The sequence below is a fragment of the Bacillus cereus group sp. MYBK216-1 genome, assembly GCF_051916495.1.
Classification (GTDB): Bacteria; Bacillota; Bacilli; order Bacillales; family Bacillaceae_G; genus Bacillus_A; species Bacillus_A thuringiensis_K.
Map to the genome: position 1 here is coordinate 72,487 of NZ_JBQAGT010000004.1, position 15,374 is coordinate 87,860.

A 15,374-nucleotide genomic window follows, 5' to 3' on the forward strand; every position below is an offset into this window, starting at 1 on the left:
GATGAGTTTTCAACTTCATCCCGATACAACACTTGATGTTGTTCATTTATACGTATCTAATGTAAAGAAATCACTAGAGTTTTATACGGAAGTACTAAGTATGAAGGTGCTAAAAGAAGAAGAAGCAGTCGTTACATTTGGGAATGAAAATGATGAACCACTTCTTATCATTGAAGAAAAGAAAGAAGCTTTTCCGAAGCAAAGAGCAAGAACAGGGTTATATCATTACGCAATTTTATTACCAAGTAGACAGGATTTAGCGAATGTTCTTCGTCATCTTGTAGAGATGGTATATCCACTACATGGCGGAGCCGATCATTACTTTAGTGAAGCTCTTTATTTAGCTGATCCAGATGGAAACGGGATTGAAATTTATCATGATCGACAAAAAGAAGTTTGGCGTGATGAGAATGGAGAACTCCCATTTGTTAGTAACCCGTTAGCTGGTGAAGAATTATTACAGCAAGGAAGTACATGGAATGGATTTCCATCTGGTACTGTGATGGGGCATATTCATTTCCATGTAGCTGATTTAGAGGAAGCGAAACGTTTCTATGTTGATGGTCTTGGTTTTGAAGTAACGATCCCAGCTCGTAATGGAGCGTTGTTCGTATCAGCAGGTGGTTATCATCACCATATCGGCTTAAATACGTGGCAAGGTGAAGGGGTGCCACCGCAAATGCCAGGTTCTGTTGGTTTAAAATATTTCACAATTGTACTAGCGGATGAAAAACAAAAAGAGCAAGTATGTGAAAGCTTAAAAAATATTGGCAAGATTGCTACGTACAAAGATGGAATATTACAAGTCGAGGATCCATTTGGACATTGTATCCATTTCAAAATAAAAGGAGAAGCCTAAAAAGGCTTCTCTTTTTTATTTTCTTATAATTGCATTTTCGTTTTGTAAAAATAGTTCATCAAATTGTTTTGCAAGCTCAAAATCTAGTTTCGTTAAACCTTTTGCATTCCAAGATGACAAAGTAATAATAACTGCTTTATACTGGATAAGGATAAATGGATGGTGATTATGTTCTTCTGATAGTTTGGCGGCTTCAGAGACAAATTCGATTCCTTTTAAGTAGTCGGAAAACATATATTTTCGTTCAATCCATTTCTCATCTTTTACCATCCATTTATCTACCTTCAATAATTCCTCGTGAACTTCTTCTTCAGTTAATCTTAGCATCATTTTTCACATCCTTTACTGGAAGTAACGCAAGACCATTGTTAATAAGGCGTGTTACAGCTTCGTCAGTTGTGAAAGTAGAAAGTTGATGTAGTAATGCTGCCGATGTTTCATGCCCTTTGTTATGCTCTAAAAGTAACTCTAATACTTCAAGGCGCAGCAACCATTCTTTCGCATAAAATTTATTTAATACTTCTTGAATTGCTACTAATTGATCGATATGCGCGTCATGTAAAATCCCCTCACTTCGAATATCTCGAACTGTTTGATACATACGTTCAAGTTCATTCAGTACAAGTGGAGCAGGAATTTCTTGAACTTCTTCATCCATTGGGAAAAATGCTGCTGCATCTGCGGCACCTGGGAATACTGAAGTGATTTGTGAGCCAACAGCCATATCAAATGCGCCCCATGAAGCATCAAATAAAACGCGGGCGTTATAAGTAACTGTACAATCGATAAAGGAAATAAGGGCAATTTTCTTATCGTTTTTCACAATATCTGTTACTGTTCCTTTTACATGAATACCACTTGCAAAAGTAAACTCAGCGATAGTTCCAATTGTAACTCCTAATGATTGTAGTTGTTCGTCTGTACAATTTTCTAATGCAATATTTTCAGTGAGTAATCCAATTGGTGTTCCAAATCCGTCACTGTGTACAGAAGTAGAATGATTCGCTAACTGTTTATTATGAAGCGCTAATGCTGTTGGCGAATTTGTTCGCATGTAAATTAATTCACCTGCATCGTTTTCAATTGTCTCGCTAAATGTACCTGTAATTTGTAATCCGCTATTTAGCTCAGCTGTTGCATAGTTCTCAGAGCGAATTGCTTTTTCTAAACCTTCTTTTCCACCTGTTTTAAAGGCCATTGTTTTAGAAAATGTTTCAAGCGCATCTGTTAATTCTTCAAAGGACTTACAAACAAATAGTTGTGGTTGCATTTTTGTTACGTCATAAGTTGTCCCTGTACATGCTTCGATAGAAAATGGAACTTTTTCTACAGCGTCTGTTAAGCAATGTTTGCTTTCGCCAACAGAAGAAAGGAGACCAGCACCATATATTTTTGGATCATCTATATTTCCAATCAATCCATATTCTACTGTCCACCAGAAAAGACGTGAAATTTGTTCAGCTTCTGATAAACCAGAAACTAAGTTTTGTTTTTCAATTACAGCATTTTCAGCAGCCTTAACTTCATCAGGAGTAGAAGTAGGACTTTCTTTTACTATCGTTAATGTACGAACAGCTTCAAATGCATCATGTTCTTCTTTTGTAGAGAAAGCTTTTGCACCAATTTGCCCAAAACGTTTCACATATTTTGCATATGTAGGATCAAGTAAAATCGGTGCGTGTCCTGCGGCTTCGTGTACGATATCTGGAGCTGGTGTGTACTCGATATTTTCTACTTTCCGAATATCTGTTGCGATTGGTAGTAATCCGTGTCCTTGAAAATCGAAGAATGCTACGCCGGGAATAAGTCCGTCAATCGTTACAGCGCCCCAGCCACTTGGTGCCAAACACTCATTCATTTCTTCTACTTTTGGAATTGAATCTATATTAATACCAGATGATTGTAGTCCGTTCACATAGGCTGGATGAGCAACGTCTTTTAAGAAGCTATGATTTTGTCTCATAATATAACGCCACACAGCGTGATTCACCGGTGTGTATTGATCATAATGTTGTGTGGATACGAATGGTTTTAAATGCGATGGAATTTCTGTTTTCTTTGTCATTTAGACATCCTCCTTTTTTTCAATAAAATTGAATATCGATTTCGTATAGCTTGTATCACCTCCTTTCATTTTTGTAAGCGCTTATAAAATTTTATCATAAGATTCGGAATTATTTAACATATGTTTCTATGAGAAATAGAAAAAGCCCCTATCGGAAAATCCGATAGGGGCGAAAGAATCGCGGTACCACCCTATTTGTAAGTGAAAATATACTTACATCTCAATTAATGATAACGGAAAAATTCCGTCTTTTCCTTCATACATAAAAGCACTACGAAAAAGAAGCTCCAGAATTGTAATTCATACTTATATATGTACTAATTTCCACCGACCATTAGCTCTCTGTAACAGGGATATAAGATACTACTGCGATTCTTTCAACGCGTATATATGAAATTGTGTAAGAGGATGGATGCAAAAAAGTCCCTATCGGAAAATCCGATAGGGACGATAAAAATCGCGGTACCACCCTATTTGTAAACAACTAATTGTTTACCACTCACTTTACGATAACGGAAAGATCCGTCTTTCTCTTCATGCATAAAAAGCATTACGGGAAAGAAGCTCCAGAATTGTAATTCACGCTTGTATATGTACTGATTCGCACCAACCATCAGTTCTCTGAGACAGTGATATAAGTCGCTACTAGTATTCCTTCAAAGCCGATATATAATTCGTTCAACTAAACTATGTTTTGTATTATAAAACTATATTAAAAAAATTGTCAACAAAAATTTTTTATCCCGTGTTAATGAGCAGTAAAATTCCTACCTCAAAATTCAGTGGAAGTAAAGAAGTAAGATGGGAGCCTAACTGCTCGTGAACCCCCGATTGGTGAAGGCTAATAATCAGTGGGGATGAACGAAATCTCCACTGATTAAAGTTTCACTTTATTTCACTTCTAAATTAACAGTTAAATTAGAGGTATTGCCAGCTGCATCAGTTGCTACAATGTGAATAGTATTTTTTCCTTCTTGTAATTGAGTACGATCGAAATAAATGTCATAGCTTTTCTCCCAAGGGTTCAGGAATGCCTGTTCCCATACACCATTTCCGTTAGTTTCATATTGCATTCTCACTGGAATGCCAGGTGCTATCCAACCAGATTCTGACATCCAATCTAGTAGAATATCATCAACTTTTCCTCTAATTACAAGATTTTCTTGGTCAACCTCATGTGTTAACTTAGGTGCAGTTCGATCAAGGAATACAGCAGCTGTTTGCTTTGTTTCTCCGCCAGAATTAGAAGCAACTGCTTCAATTTGATATAAACCATCCGCGAGTGGTGATCCATCTACTTTTGTACCATCCCATTTGAACGGTTTATAACCTGCTGTTTCATTTTTACCTTCATAAATGATTCCTTCGTATGTCACACGTTCTTTTGTAACTAAGTTACCATGTAACGTTACATCTTCAACAGGAGAAACTAAATAGTAGTTGATGAGATTATCATCTAATATGTTATCCCCGTTTGGACTAAAAGTAGAATTCACAATTTCGAGACCATCAATTCGTTTATAATCTTTAGGATCGATACTAAATGTAAATGGAATTCGAATTTCTTCTTTTGCTCCTTGCTCTTTTACATATACATTCCCAGTATACACACCTTGTGGTAGTGAGCTATCGACAGTGATAGTAAATGGTTTTTCCGTATTACTATTTGGTTGTACGCTAATCGATGAAGGAACAGAAGCTTTTACTTTTGTTTTTGTGGTTGCATCTAGTAATTCTACACGAGTTGAAAAGCTTTTCTTTTTACTAGAAAGATTTTGTAACGTAATATTTTGCATCAGTTTTACTTTACCACTGTTTGGCTTTATAAGACCGAAGCTGATATTGTTAGGCTTTACTAATACATTTGTTTGAACAGCTTTTGGAATGTTAATTAAGCCAGATCCTTGCGTCATAACAGGATACGTATTTTCATTAACATCTTTTAAAGTTTTTGCTGTATTGGCAAGTGATGCTTTTAATTGTTCCGTCGTCCAATCAGGGTGCATTTGACGCAGGAGGGCAACCGCTCCAGCTACTTGCGGAGCAGCCATACTTGTTCCGTTATGCGATTCATAGCCGCCTCGTGGTACTGTACTAGTAATTTGTACGCCAGGTGCAACGATATCTGGTTTTATAAGCCAGCTTCCTTGTGACGGACCTCTGGAACTAAAGTTTCCAATTAATTCAGTCGGAACCGGTTGTCTAATTTTTATATTTTTCTTGCGCTTTGTAATTAAGTTTTTCAACTCTTCACCGTTTACATTGGATAATTGCATAACTGGAAGGGCTAGGTTTTCACGTGTAAAGTATTCAGGCATAATATTGATTTCTTTTTCTGTAGAAATGAATAGTACACCAATTGCACCAGCTTGCTTCGCTTGTTCAGCTTTTACTAACGTACTAGAAGTACCTTGTAAAACAAGTGCAAATTTTCCTTTCACATCTTGTTTTGCATAATCGCTTGGATTACCATAGCCAACATATACAAGTGCAGAAGCATTTCCTATTGGGAAATCTGATTTTGATAACGGTAATCCTTGGTAGGTTTTGCTGGAACCAGCTATTTGGAATGTTGGAAACGGAATAGAAACTGTAGATGCTCCAACTGATATCACGCTACTTGCATTCCCAGGTGCATCAACAGACCAAGGTTTTGGACCATCATTTCCATTGGAAACGACTGCAGTAACCCCAAGCTTTGCTGCACGTTCTAACGTTAAAGTTACAGGCTGATCAGGTACATTTAAATCTTGTCCAAGGGATAGATTTAACACATCAGCACCATCTTGAATCGCTCGTTCAATACCTTGAATAATATCATCTGTTGTACCAGTACCACCGTCATTCATGACACGATAAGCTAAAATAGAAGCATTTGGAGCAACGCCTTTAATTTTTCCATTACCAGCAATAATTCCAGCTACATGAGTACCATGTACGTTACCATCCATTGGATCGTTGTCTTCATCGACAGTGTCATATCCACCAATATAATTTGCCTTTAAGTCAGGGTGTGTATAGTCTACGCCAGAGTCGATAATAGCTACTTTCATACCTTTTCCATCAAGAGGTTTGCCAGAGGGGTCTTTTAAATTCCAAGCTTTAGGCGCACCAATTGTCGGTCCACCGATATTAGGTACTTCTTCGTTAGTAGCGCTTTTCGTTGTTTCGTGCAATTTATATGTTAAGTTCGGATAGATTGTCTTTACTTCAGGTAAAGAAGCAAGAGCAGTAATTTGATCTCCTGGAACTGAAATAGAGAAACCGGAAAATAACGTATTATAAACTTCTTTAATTTTTGCACCAGGTGCTTTTTCTTTTATTTTCTTAGTCGTCTCTTGTTGTGCTTTTTTTAGCTCGGCATGATAAGACTGTGCATTACTATTTTGTAAATCTGGAGCATGCTGAATGTTACTTTGCGCAGCAAGAGGCGCATGTTGCAATTCTACAATTACAGATATTTCTTTTGTTGTTTTCGTTTCAACATTTTGAGCAATTTTATGTTCTCCCCACTGTTCAATCGTTGTTTTTAATTGTGGACTAAATTGCTTCTCCTTTTGTATTGATTCAGCATGAGCGCTTAAAGCTCCAAAACTAGAAAAGACGAGTACCATACTTAATAGTGTAGATGTAGTTTTTTTCATTGAGACTCCCCCTAATAAAAAGTGCTAATATTCCGAAATATAATCTTACAAATTTCTCTTAAATTACATAATCGGATGTTAGCTAAACTATATTTTCGGTATAATTCATACTAATCCTCTATGAATTGAAAATTTCTTGAGAAATTTTTTCTGATTATGTCGAATAGGTATTTTTCACATATTGTAGGTGGACATTGAGGAATGCTATGAGGGAAATGGAGGAGTGTTATGAAAAAGGCTATAGCAAGTGTCACCGCATTATTATTCATATTTTTAAGTTCAATTACTATTACTAAAGCAGAAAATAGTGGAGTGAAAATTGCTTTTATTCGTCATCATGACCTCTGGATTAAAGTTGATGGAAAAGAAAAACAACTTACAAAAGGAGAATACATAACAGGACCGAAATGGTCATATGATGGGGAGTGGCTAGCATATGTAAAAGGGAAGAAACAAAGTACTCTTGAGTTATATCGGCTGAAAGATGGAAAGAAAGTTACGCCGTTTCACTTAGAAGTATCAAATTATCAATGGTCACCAATAGAAAATATAATTGCATTTATATTTACAGGTACATTACATACATTTGAGGTAGAAAAAAAGAATGCTGATTTTGAAAATGTATCAGCTGGTGTAGGTGATTATGCATGGTACCCTGATGGAAAGAACTTTCTTATATCATCTGAAGCACACTTACTTCCAACAGGATGGACAGGAGCCCAGCTATATGAAGTGCAAAAAGATGCACATATGAATCCTCACAAAATGAAGCAGTTGTATGCATTGCCAAATGAGCATGATGATTTTCTAGCGCTAGTTGCAAGTGGATTTGAGTGGTCACCAGATCGAAAGTGGATTTCATTTTTAGCGGTACCGACAGCTTCATGGTCAGCTGATAGTAATACGCTTTGCTTAGTTCGAGCAGATGGCAGCCGGTTTGAAAAGATAGACCAAATGTTATTAAACACACAATGGTTCAAATGGGCGCCATCTAGCAACATATTAGCCTATATTGAAGGAAGCGGGAGAGTTGCGTTAGAGAATAAACATTTAAAAGTAAAAGAATTGCCAGTACTTCAGCAGAACACATTTACGCCGAAAGGATATGTCGATTGGGATTTTGCATGGAAGAACCACAAAGTAATTATCGTTTCGAGGGCAAAAGAGGCAGGAATAGAAACTCCGCCGGAAAAAAGGCCACTGCCATCTTTATATGAGATTGATCGTACAAGCGATAAACAACATCAAATTACAAAGCCACCTCATGAGCAGGGTGATTATCATCCAATCTTTATAAAGAAGAACAATCACTTAATATGGATACGTTCAGACCGTAAGAAAGCCAATGTATGGCTTGCCAATAGTGATGGAAAGCAAGAAAAGAAGTGGATTGAAAATATAGATGTACCAGAGTGGTATTATGAGAAATGGAATTGGGAAAATGTCATTTCGGTAAAAGAAGAATAAAAAACCTGCCTAAAAGATAATTTTAGGCAGGTTTTTATTGTTATTTATGCGTTTTATTTGGCTTTTTTTTCGCTGGGTTTCCGTTCCCTTGGCGCTTTCTATTTTGTTCATCTTTTGCTTGTTTTTCATGCAGTGTATCTAAAAAATCATTCGAGTTACTCATTTTTATATCGCTCCTTTCATTTCGTCCTAATTACTATAACCATTTAGGAGGATAATCATGAGATAAAAGTTAAGCACTTAGTTTTCTTCTATAGTATACGTAAAATATGCCATACGTAATAAATAGCATAAATAAAATTTGTAGCTCTACATTTTCTTTTAAAATAGTTGCGACAGAAGGTGGTAAGTAAGGTGACGCGTTGCTCGTTTCTACACCTAACCATTTGTTTAAGAGGTTAATGATACAAAACATAAAAACACCAGACCAGCTTGCAATAATTGCTTTCTGCTTAATTTTTGTTTCCCGTTCATCATCTGTAATCCAAGGATTAGCAGTTTTATCACTACTAAAAAATCCGTTTATATATACCCATATGATCATTCCGATTAAGATGGTTATCCATTTCATATTTGTGATTCCCCTCTCTCTTGTAAAAAGTATTTGACATATCGGTTTTTTATATAGCAGGAATAATGGATGAGATAGGGAAGAAATTATGTTGAAGGATTTCATAGAGAGAGGAGGGTGGGTATGAAACTCGTCTTTGTTCGGCACGGTGAAGGAGAACATACAAAGGACTTGCCGTCAAGTTTACAAGTGTTGCATCCCCCATTAACGGATGAGGGAAGGAATCAGGCTAAATTACTTCAATGCAATGTGCCATTGCAAGAAACGGATATATTAATTGCTAGTCCTACACTTAGAACTTTACAAACGGCGACAATATGGAGTGAGAAGGTAGCTTGTCAAAAAATCGTCCATCCATATGTATCCCCGCGTATTTTTCCTTATCGAGAAGAAGCGAGAACATTACCGTGCGATTATATAGTAGATCAGGGAATGATAACAAAGTTATTTCCGCATTTTTCGATAGAGAAAAGCTCAAATAATCAGTTATGGAAGGAAGGTATAAACACTATTTCAAAGAATAGTTTTCAGCAAATAGTAGATGAATTTCTTCTTTGGTGTTATGAACTGAGTGTTGAAAGAATTTGCATTGTATCCCACGATGGAACAATTACAGCATATAGGCAATATTTACAGAAAGTCGTTTTAACTAGATCAGATTTTTTGCAGGAAACGGGCATATATGAAATGGATTTATACCATAAAATTCTGATTGATAAGGGCTGATTATAGGATGGGGTTGTATGTTGAATATTGCATTAGTAGTTGGTTTTAATTCGGATTTAGAGGCGCAATCAATCCGAGCATCTCTTGAATATTTTGGTGCAAGGGTTGTGACATATTGGATTGGTAGACCGAAAGATTTTGTGGAAGTTCTTTCTGGAAAGAACTTATTTAATGGTATTAATTATATTATTTTTTGCTTTCATGGTGAAGAAGGGAAGTTTGTCATGGAAGAGTTAGGCGAAGAAGTATATGAACAAGATGAACCGAGAGGGTATTTTGGTACAGAAGAAATTTATGAATATGCAAAATTGCATAATACACATATTGTAAATAGCGGGTGCACGTTAGGGGAGCAAAATCTAGCAAAATCTTTTTTACATAGTGGTGCGAAATCGTATATTGGATCGATTGATTATGTAGATGGAAATGCAGCACTTATGTTTACTATACGCTTATTTTATGGGGTTATTAACCATGGGAAAACGTTAGAAGAAGCGTTTCAAGAAGCAAGTTTAATTGATGAGGAGACACATACATTTCGATTCTATAATTAGTGTGAAACACGTTTATTCTATATTCGAATAAACGTGTTTCACATTTAACTCACATTTTTTTTACAATTTTTTCAATGAAAATGATTATCACCTGTGGTATGATATGTTCAAGTTTTTACAGGTAATAAAAGTTACTATATAAACGTTAGTTTTTAATGTTTCATACACATGTCACGGATTATTCATAATTAACGTTTGAAAAATAAGTAACTAATGTTATTATATTATCTGTAACTAATTTAATTACAACTTTAGGAGGAAGATATGGTTATTCAATTTTTAAGAGAAAACAAAGCAGTTTCTTTTGTATTAGCAGTAATTCGAGTATATCTTGGTTACACATGGTTAATGGCTGGAATCGGTAAACTACAAGGGAAAGGATTCGATGCAACAGGTTATTTGCAAGGTGCAATTGAAAAATCTAAAGGTGCACAACCGGCTGTTCAATCTTGGTGGGCATCATTCTTACAAGAATTTGCAATTCCAAATGTAGATTTGTTTAATACACTTGTAACATGGGGAGAAATTTTAGTAGGAATTGGTTTAATTGTAGGCTGTTTAACAAAAACAGCGGTCTTTTTTGGCCTTGTAATGAACTTTTCCTATATGTTTAGTGGGTCAATTGGAGTGAATCCTGAAATGGTTATCTTATCTATGTTCGTTCTGGTTTCTGGTATGAATGCTGGTAAATTTGGAATTGACGGCTTCGTTATCCCAAAAGTATTAGGATCAAAAACTCAAAAACGCCAAAAGCAAGCTGCTTAATATATGAAAACGGGTATCTCAAAATGAGATACCCGTTTATGTTATTTTTCAGATTGTATCGGATTGTTTTTAAAGAATTCTTTTACATAACCAACAAATTCTTGTGGCTCTTGACGAAACGGTGCATGATAACCTTTTTCGATAATATGGAAGGTACTATTCTTTAAGAATTGATGATACGTTTCTCCTTCTTTCCATGAAACGCTACTATCATTTCTTCCCCATATAATTAAAGTTGGCTGTTTCATTTCATTTGCATTAATTTTAAGACGCCTAGGCCATAATTTCATTTTATTATAATGCTCTTCATCATTACGTTTGAATTTCACTTTGCTTTCATCATAATCTGCAATAGAAGAAACGGCATTTAAATCAGTCGACAATTGTGGTTTTGGTGAGCCTTGTTTATTAACGAATGTATGAGGGCCACCTGTAGCATCAGTTAAAATAAGGTGAGTAACTGCTTCAGGATATAAATATGTTAAATTTAGAGAAATTTCTCCCCCCATGGAATGACCCAGTATTGCGAATGAATCATACCCTAGTTTTTTCATTAATTTATAATACAAATTTGCATGAGTTGGAAAAGAATAATAAAAATCCATTGGTTTAGATGAGCGCCCGAATCCTAAAGCATCTACAGAAATAATTGTATGATCTTTTGCTAAATCGGAGTAAATCTTTTGAAAACCATCTGATGACCCTCCAAAGCCATGAATCATAAGTAAAGGTGGTTTTTCATTACCAATTTTTTTAAAGTAAATGGTTTGACCATCTATTTCTACCATTTTTTCCTCGGTAGCTAGTTTCGCTGTAATTGTATTTTTCACTTGCTTTACTTGTTCTACTGGCTTTTCTGTTGCACTACATCCTACTAATAGTGTAAGAGTAAGACAACCTACCATAAAATAGCTAAATGGCTTCAATTAGGTGTCTCCTTTCTAACATAACGCTGTATCTATCATAGCAAATAGCATATTACGATTTCCAGGAAGTCGGCTACCATTTTTTATCATAAGCGGTGAAAGGAGCGTTTCTTGGAAATTTTCTGTTTGAAGAAATTTACGAAATGTAAATTGTGAGTGTGGGACATCAATTCGTACTATACCATTCCAACATTCACATATCTTTTTTAATAATTGAATAGCATCTTTTTCTTGCTTGGCGATAAGTGGATTGATACATAATATATTGCCCTTTTGTATGCATAATGAAAAAGCTTCTATACAGTTATTTCTTTCAATTTTAAAAGAGTGTACGGCCCTTGGTAGTAGCAAAGAGTAAAGTAGAGAACGATTCATACCAGTTGCAATTTGATCGAGAGAAGTAAGAGATATAAGGTCTTCTTCTTGTACTTCTTGTAAGTGAGAAGGGTCCGTCTTAATAGTTTGCTTTTCAAAACGATGAATCTTTGTTGCTGTTTGAAATCCGCATGATGTGTATAGAGGTTCGCCAGCTTTTGTCGCAATAAGTGCAATGGGTTGTTTTGGATGAATTTGTTCCAAGCAATGATTTAGCAACATGCGCCCTATTCCTCGTTCTTGAAAATTAGGGTGAACGATTAACATACCAATGGAAGCGAAGTTACGTGTAAAGGGAAATACTCCTCCAGTCGCAATGAGTTTGTTTTCATGAATGTAACCTACAAGTGTGCCGATAGAAAGATACATTTCGAATTGTTTTTTCATAAAAATTTCATCGTGTAACCATCCAACAGATTTGCAAAGATTAAGTAATTCAAAAATAAAAGACTCATTTAGCTTTACTATTTTCATAAAGGCTCACCGCATTTCTATTTATTTTCATAAAAATAGAGTCAAAATGTAAAAAAGAGATTTAGGTTAATAAATGAAATCCAACTTGTTTATATTTAAATTGTAAAGGGCGGGATGATTGATACCAAAAGACAAAGTTATACAAATTATAACTGATATTTACATAAGTTAACAAAAAATTTACATACAGCTAATTTTCTCTTAATAGTCTTCCATTAAATTTGATAGTGGGAAATGAATAACCTAATTAGGGGGACAAGACAGTGAAAAAGTTTGTGAAAAAAGCATGGCCATTTGCAGTTGTGGCATCATTAGCAGTTACTTCGGTAGCAACATGGAATTTTACTCGTTCTAGTGAGGTTAATGCAGATGAGAACGGAAGCAATGCAAAGATTAAAAATGTTATCGTATTAATTGGGGATGGTATGGGCCCTTCATATATGACGGCTCACCGTTATATGAAAGATAATCCGAAAACCTTTGAAATGGAATCTACAGAATTTGATAAGCATCTTGTAGGAACACAAAAAACATACCCAGAAGATGAACATGAAAATATTACAGACTCTGCATCGGCAGCAACAGCTATGTCAGCAGGGATTAAAACATATAATGCTGCAATTGCAGTTGATAATGATAAAGCGGAAGTGAAAACAGTTCTTGAGCAAGCGAAAGAAAAAGGGAAATCAACGGGACTCGTTGCAACTTCTGAAATTACACATGCAACACCAGCTGCTTTCGGTGCGCATGACATTAGCCGTAAAAATATGGACGCAATTGCAAATGATTATTTTGATGAAAAAATTAAAGGGAAGCATAAGGTAGATGTTATGCTTGGCGGCGGCGTAAAGAACTTTGTTAGAAAAGATCGTAATCTTACAGAAGAGTTTAAGAAATCTGGTTATAGCTATGTAACGGATAGAGATCAATTGTTAAATGATAAAAATGATCAAATTCTTGGTTTATTTGCACCAGGTGGATTAGATAAAATGATTGACCGTAATGAAAAAACACCTTCATTAGAAGAAATGACTAATGCAGCAATTGAGCGTTTGAACAAAAATAAAAATGGTTTCTTCTTAATGGTGGAAGGAAGTCAAATCGACTGGGCTGGACATGATAATGATATTGTTGGTGCAATGAGTGAAATGGAAGACTTCGAAAAAGCTTTCAAAGCAGCGATTGAGTTTGCGAAAAAAGATAAAAATACGTTAGTTGTTGCAACGGCAGATCACGCTACTGGTGGCTTATCTTTAGGTGCCAATGGCGAGTATAACTTTAAAGTAGAACCAATTAAAGCTGCAAAGCGCACACCAGACTTTATGGCAAATGAGATTGCAAAAGGTGCAAATGTAGAAGAAACATTGAAAAAGTATATTGATTTACAATTAACTCCAGAAGAAATTCAAGCTGTAAATGATATAGCTCCGTCAAAAGATGTAACAAAGATTGATAATGCAATTGAAGATATTTTCAATAAGCGCTCGGTTACAGGCTGGACAACGGGTGGACATACAGGGGAAGATGTGAACGTGTATGCATTTGGTCCAGGTAAATACTTGTTCTCTGGCGTTCAAGAGAATACAAATATAGCGAAACGTGTCTTTGATATTGTTGGCGGTGGCGATCCGAATAAAGGAAGACGCTAATTAAGAGCGAAAGTGAGGCGAAATGCCTCACTTTTCTTTTTAGGAGTTGGGAATATGGAAAAATTATTTAGAAAATTAAGGTTCCTTTTAGTATTTGTAGTATTACTAGTTGGATGTCAACAAGAAGAGAATAACGTAGAACAAAAATCTACTACTCAAAAAACTGAGGAAAAGGTACAAATACCAAAAGAAGAAGAGAGATCTATTCAAGATGTTATTAATGCATTTGTGCGAACGACGAATGAAAAAAATCTTGCAGAACATATGGAGTTATTTTCAAAGAAGATGCCTAGTGCCGAAGACTTAAAAATACAAAAAGAAGCCGCATTTCAAAAGGGAAATAAGAAAATTGAATTGGAACATATAGATATGAAAGTTAGTAAAGTAGGGTATGTTATTGTTGAAACGAAAGAAAAGGAAGTAGACGACAGCATTACTCTTCAAAAGAAAGTACAGTATGCCCTTGGAAAAGAAGAGGATAAATGGAAGATTGAAGAGGTTCGAATAATAGAGAAAAAATAACGTGAAACTTTAATAAGTGTAGGAGTCATATTTCCCAAAATGGTATAAAAAAAGGTTCTCATTGGCGAGAACCTTTTTTTATAGTGGTAGCATAATTTGATTTGAGCATGCCTCAATATCATCAATATCTTGACGAATTGTGGCCATTTTATTATCAAGATCTTCAGCTTTCATTGCTGCATCATGTAGTTCATCTTTTAAATACTCCGGTATTTTCCCTTCATATTTATAATAAAGTTTGTGTTCTAAACTTGCCCAAAAGTCCATTGCCAGTGTACGTAACTGAATTTCTGCAAATACATCTTTTGTACCAGAATTTAATGATAAAGGGTATTTAATAATCATGTGTAAACTTTTATATCCGTTTCGTTTTGGGTTAGCGATATAATCTTTTACTTCTATGACTTCCATATCTTCGCGTTTTTGAATGACTTCTTTCAAATGATAGATATCTTCTACGAAGCAACATGTAATACGAATACCAATAATATCTTGTAAATGTGTTTGAGCGTTTTCAACTGTTGGTAATAAGCTTTTGCGCTCTAGTTTTTTAATAATACTCTCAGGTTGTTTTAGTCTTGTTTTTATATGTTCAAACGGGTTGTAATCCTCTAGAAATTGAGCTTCCCGGTTCATAATTTCAAATTTAGTTTTTAACTCTTCTAAAGCAAATGTATATGGTAATACAAAAGCTTTCCAGTAGTTAACTGTTGATTGATTATATTCCATTTATATACACACCTTTTCCTATTTGCAAGTGAGGTCGTTATTATACTA

General features: G+C 35.4%; 15 protein-coding genes and 2 other annotated features. Of the genes, 7 read left to right on the forward strand and 8 right to left on the reverse strand.

Annotated elements, in window-relative coordinates; all coding sequences use genetic code 11:
- The first annotated feature begins 1 nt into the window (after position 1).
- Positions 2-859 carry a VOC family protein gene (locus ACTFRH_RS14765; protein WP_000009836.1) on the forward strand — a complete coding sequence of 286 codons (858 nt, stop codon included), beginning with the start codon at positions 2-4 and terminating at the stop codon, positions 857-859.
- Positions 860-874: 15 nt separating this feature from the next.
- Here ACTFRH_RS14765 and ACTFRH_RS14770 read toward each other — a convergent pair whose 3' ends face one another.
- The 3 genes from ACTFRH_RS14770 to ACTFRH_RS14780 all read right to left on the reverse strand — a co-directional run bounded on the left by ACTFRH_RS14770 (position 875) and on the right by ACTFRH_RS14780 (position 6,568).
- Positions 875-1,189 (reverse strand): 4a-hydroxytetrahydrobiopterin dehydratase, encoded by a 315-nt coding sequence (locus ACTFRH_RS14770; RefSeq protein WP_000979536.1) that lies wholly within the window; start codon positions 1,187-1,189, stop codon positions 875-877.
- Positions 1,170-2,924 (reverse strand): aromatic amino acid hydroxylase, encoded by a 1,755-nt coding sequence (locus tag ACTFRH_RS14775; protein WP_000163215.1) that lies wholly within the window; start codon positions 2,922-2,924, stop codon positions 1,170-1,172. The genes ACTFRH_RS14770 and ACTFRH_RS14775 overlap by 20 nt, the downstream gene beginning before the upstream one ends.
- 162 nt (positions 2,925-3,086) lie before the next feature.
- Positions 3,087-3,314 (reverse strand) — a binding site (T-box leader).
- A gap of 50 nt (positions 3,315-3,364) precedes the next feature.
- Positions 3,365-3,593, reverse strand: a binding site (T-box leader).
- Positions 3,594-3,814: 221 nt separating this feature from the next.
- On the reverse strand, positions 3,815-6,568 hold the full coding sequence (locus tag ACTFRH_RS14780; RefSeq protein WP_000754189.1) for a S8 family peptidase: 2,754 nt from the start codon (positions 6,566-6,568) through the stop codon (positions 3,815-3,817).
- A gap of 228 nt (positions 6,569-6,796) precedes the next feature.
- On the opposite strand from ACTFRH_RS14780, the gene ACTFRH_RS14785 reads away from it, so the two are divergent.
- Positions 6,797-8,035 carry an eIF2A-related protein gene (locus tag ACTFRH_RS14785; protein ID WP_000709064.1) on the forward strand — a complete coding sequence of 413 codons (1,239 nt, stop codon included), beginning with the start codon at positions 6,797-6,799 and terminating at the stop codon, positions 8,033-8,035.
- Positions 8,036-8,075: 40 nt separating this feature from the next.
- Here ACTFRH_RS14785 and ACTFRH_RS14790 read toward each other — a convergent pair whose 3' ends face one another.
- Together ACTFRH_RS14790 and ACTFRH_RS14795 are read right to left on the reverse strand one after the other, a co-directional pair.
- Positions 8,076-8,198, reverse strand: coding sequence for a DUF4023 domain-containing protein (locus ACTFRH_RS14790; protein ID WP_000071861.1), 123 nt, complete (start codon positions 8,196-8,198; stop codon positions 8,076-8,078).
- 69 nt (positions 8,199-8,267) lie between these two features.
- Positions 8,268-8,606: a hypothetical protein gene (locus tag ACTFRH_RS14795; RefSeq protein ID WP_000871283.1), complete on the reverse strand. Its 339-nt coding sequence runs from the start codon at positions 8,604-8,606 to the stop codon at positions 8,268-8,270.
- A gap of 123 nt (positions 8,607-8,729) precedes the next feature.
- Between ACTFRH_RS14795 and ACTFRH_RS14800 the strand changes: the two genes are divergently transcribed.
- The 3 genes from ACTFRH_RS14800 (at position 8,730) to ACTFRH_RS14810 (ending at position 10,651) form a co-directional block, all read left to right on the forward strand.
- The gene (locus ACTFRH_RS14800; protein ID WP_000779734.1) at positions 8,730-9,332 is read left to right on the forward strand and encodes a histidine phosphatase family protein; all 603 of its coding nucleotides are present in this window, start codon (positions 8,730-8,732) and stop codon (positions 9,330-9,332) included.
- A 17-nt stretch (positions 9,333-9,349) separates the two neighbouring features.
- On the forward strand, positions 9,350-9,886 hold the full coding sequence (locus ACTFRH_RS14805) for a hypothetical protein (RefSeq protein ID WP_000931926.1): 537 nt from the start codon (positions 9,350-9,352) through the stop codon (positions 9,884-9,886).
- 264 nt (positions 9,887-10,150) lie between these two features.
- Positions 10,151-10,651, forward strand: a complete 501-nt coding sequence (locus ACTFRH_RS14810) for a DoxX family protein (protein ID WP_000236609.1) — start codon at positions 10,151-10,153, stop codon at positions 10,649-10,651.
- A 41-nt stretch (positions 10,652-10,692) separates the two neighbouring features.
- On the opposite strand, the gene ACTFRH_RS14815 is transcribed toward ACTFRH_RS14810, so the two are convergent.
- Entirely contained in the window at positions 10,693-11,577 is an 885-nt protein-coding gene (locus tag ACTFRH_RS14815) for an alpha/beta fold hydrolase (protein WP_000802153.1), read from the reverse strand.
- 15 nt (positions 11,578-11,592) lie between these two features.
- A complete protein-coding gene (locus ACTFRH_RS14820) occupies positions 11,593-12,426 on the reverse strand; it encodes a GNAT family N-acetyltransferase (RefSeq protein WP_000706690.1) in 834 nt (277 codons plus the stop codon).
- Between the two features lie 263 nt (positions 12,427-12,689).
- Between ACTFRH_RS14820 and ACTFRH_RS14825 the strand changes: the two genes are divergently transcribed.
- Entirely contained in the window at positions 12,690-14,075 is a 1,386-nt protein-coding gene (locus ACTFRH_RS14825; RefSeq protein ID WP_000714913.1) for an alkaline phosphatase, read from the forward strand.
- A 54-nt stretch (positions 14,076-14,129) separates the two neighbouring features.
- Complete coding sequence (locus ACTFRH_RS14830) at positions 14,130-14,597, forward strand: hypothetical protein (protein ID WP_000413045.1); 468 nt, start codon at positions 14,130-14,132, stop codon at positions 14,595-14,597.
- A gap of 78 nt (positions 14,598-14,675) precedes the next feature.
- On the opposite strand, the gene ACTFRH_RS14835 is transcribed toward ACTFRH_RS14830, so the two are convergent.
- Positions 14,676-15,326, reverse strand: coding sequence for a GTP pyrophosphokinase (locus ACTFRH_RS14835; RefSeq protein ID WP_000456230.1), 651 nt, complete (start codon positions 15,324-15,326; stop codon positions 14,676-14,678).
- Between the last annotated feature and the right edge of the window lie 48 nt (positions 15,327-15,374).

Excerpts from the sequence above, each read along its gene's own strand:
- ACTFRH_RS14775 (WP_000163215.1), bottom strand. The coding sequence starts at position 2,924 with ATGACAAAGAAAACAGAAATTCCATCGCATTTAAAACCATTCGTATCC.
- ACTFRH_RS14780 (WP_000754189.1), bottom strand. The coding sequence starts at position 6,568 with ATGAAAAAAACTACATCTACACTATTAAGTATGGTACTCGTCTTTTCT.
- ACTFRH_RS14795 (WP_000871283.1), bottom strand. The coding sequence starts at position 8,606 with ATGAAATGGATAACCATCTTAATCGGAATGATCATATGGGTATATATA.
- ACTFRH_RS14830 (WP_000413045.1), top strand. The coding sequence starts at position 14,130 with ATGGAAAAATTATTTAGAAAATTAAGGTTCCTTTTAGTATTTGTAGTA.
- ACTFRH_RS14805 (WP_000931926.1), top strand. The coding sequence starts at position 9,350 with ATGTTGAATATTGCATTAGTAGTTGGTTTTAATTCGGATTTAGAGGCG.
- ACTFRH_RS14800 (WP_000779734.1), top strand. The coding sequence starts at position 8,730 with ATGAAACTCGTCTTTGTTCGGCACGGTGAAGGAGAACATACAAAGGAC.
- ACTFRH_RS14835 (WP_000456230.1), bottom strand. The coding sequence starts at position 15,326 with ATGGAATATAATCAATCAACAGTTAACTACTGGAAAGCTTTTGTATTA.
- ACTFRH_RS14810 (WP_000236609.1), top strand. The coding sequence starts at position 10,151 with ATGGTTATTCAATTTTTAAGAGAAAACAAAGCAGTTTCTTTTGTATTA.
- ACTFRH_RS14785 (WP_000709064.1), top strand. The coding sequence starts at position 6,797 with ATGAAAAAGGCTATAGCAAGTGTCACCGCATTATTATTCATATTTTTA.
- ACTFRH_RS14765 (WP_000009836.1), top strand. The coding sequence starts at position 2 with ATGAGTTTTCAACTTCATCCCGATACAACACTTGATGTTGTTCATTTA.
- ACTFRH_RS14770 (WP_000979536.1), bottom strand. The coding sequence starts at position 1,189 with ATGATGCTAAGATTAACTGAAGAAGAAGTTCACGAGGAATTATTGAAG.
- ACTFRH_RS14820 (WP_000706690.1), bottom strand. The coding sequence starts at position 12,426 with ATGAAAATAGTAAAGCTAAATGAGTCTTTTATTTTTGAATTACTTAAT.
- ACTFRH_RS14790 (WP_000071861.1), bottom strand. The coding sequence starts at position 8,198 with ATGAGTAACTCGAATGATTTTTTAGATACACTGCATGAAAAACAAGCA.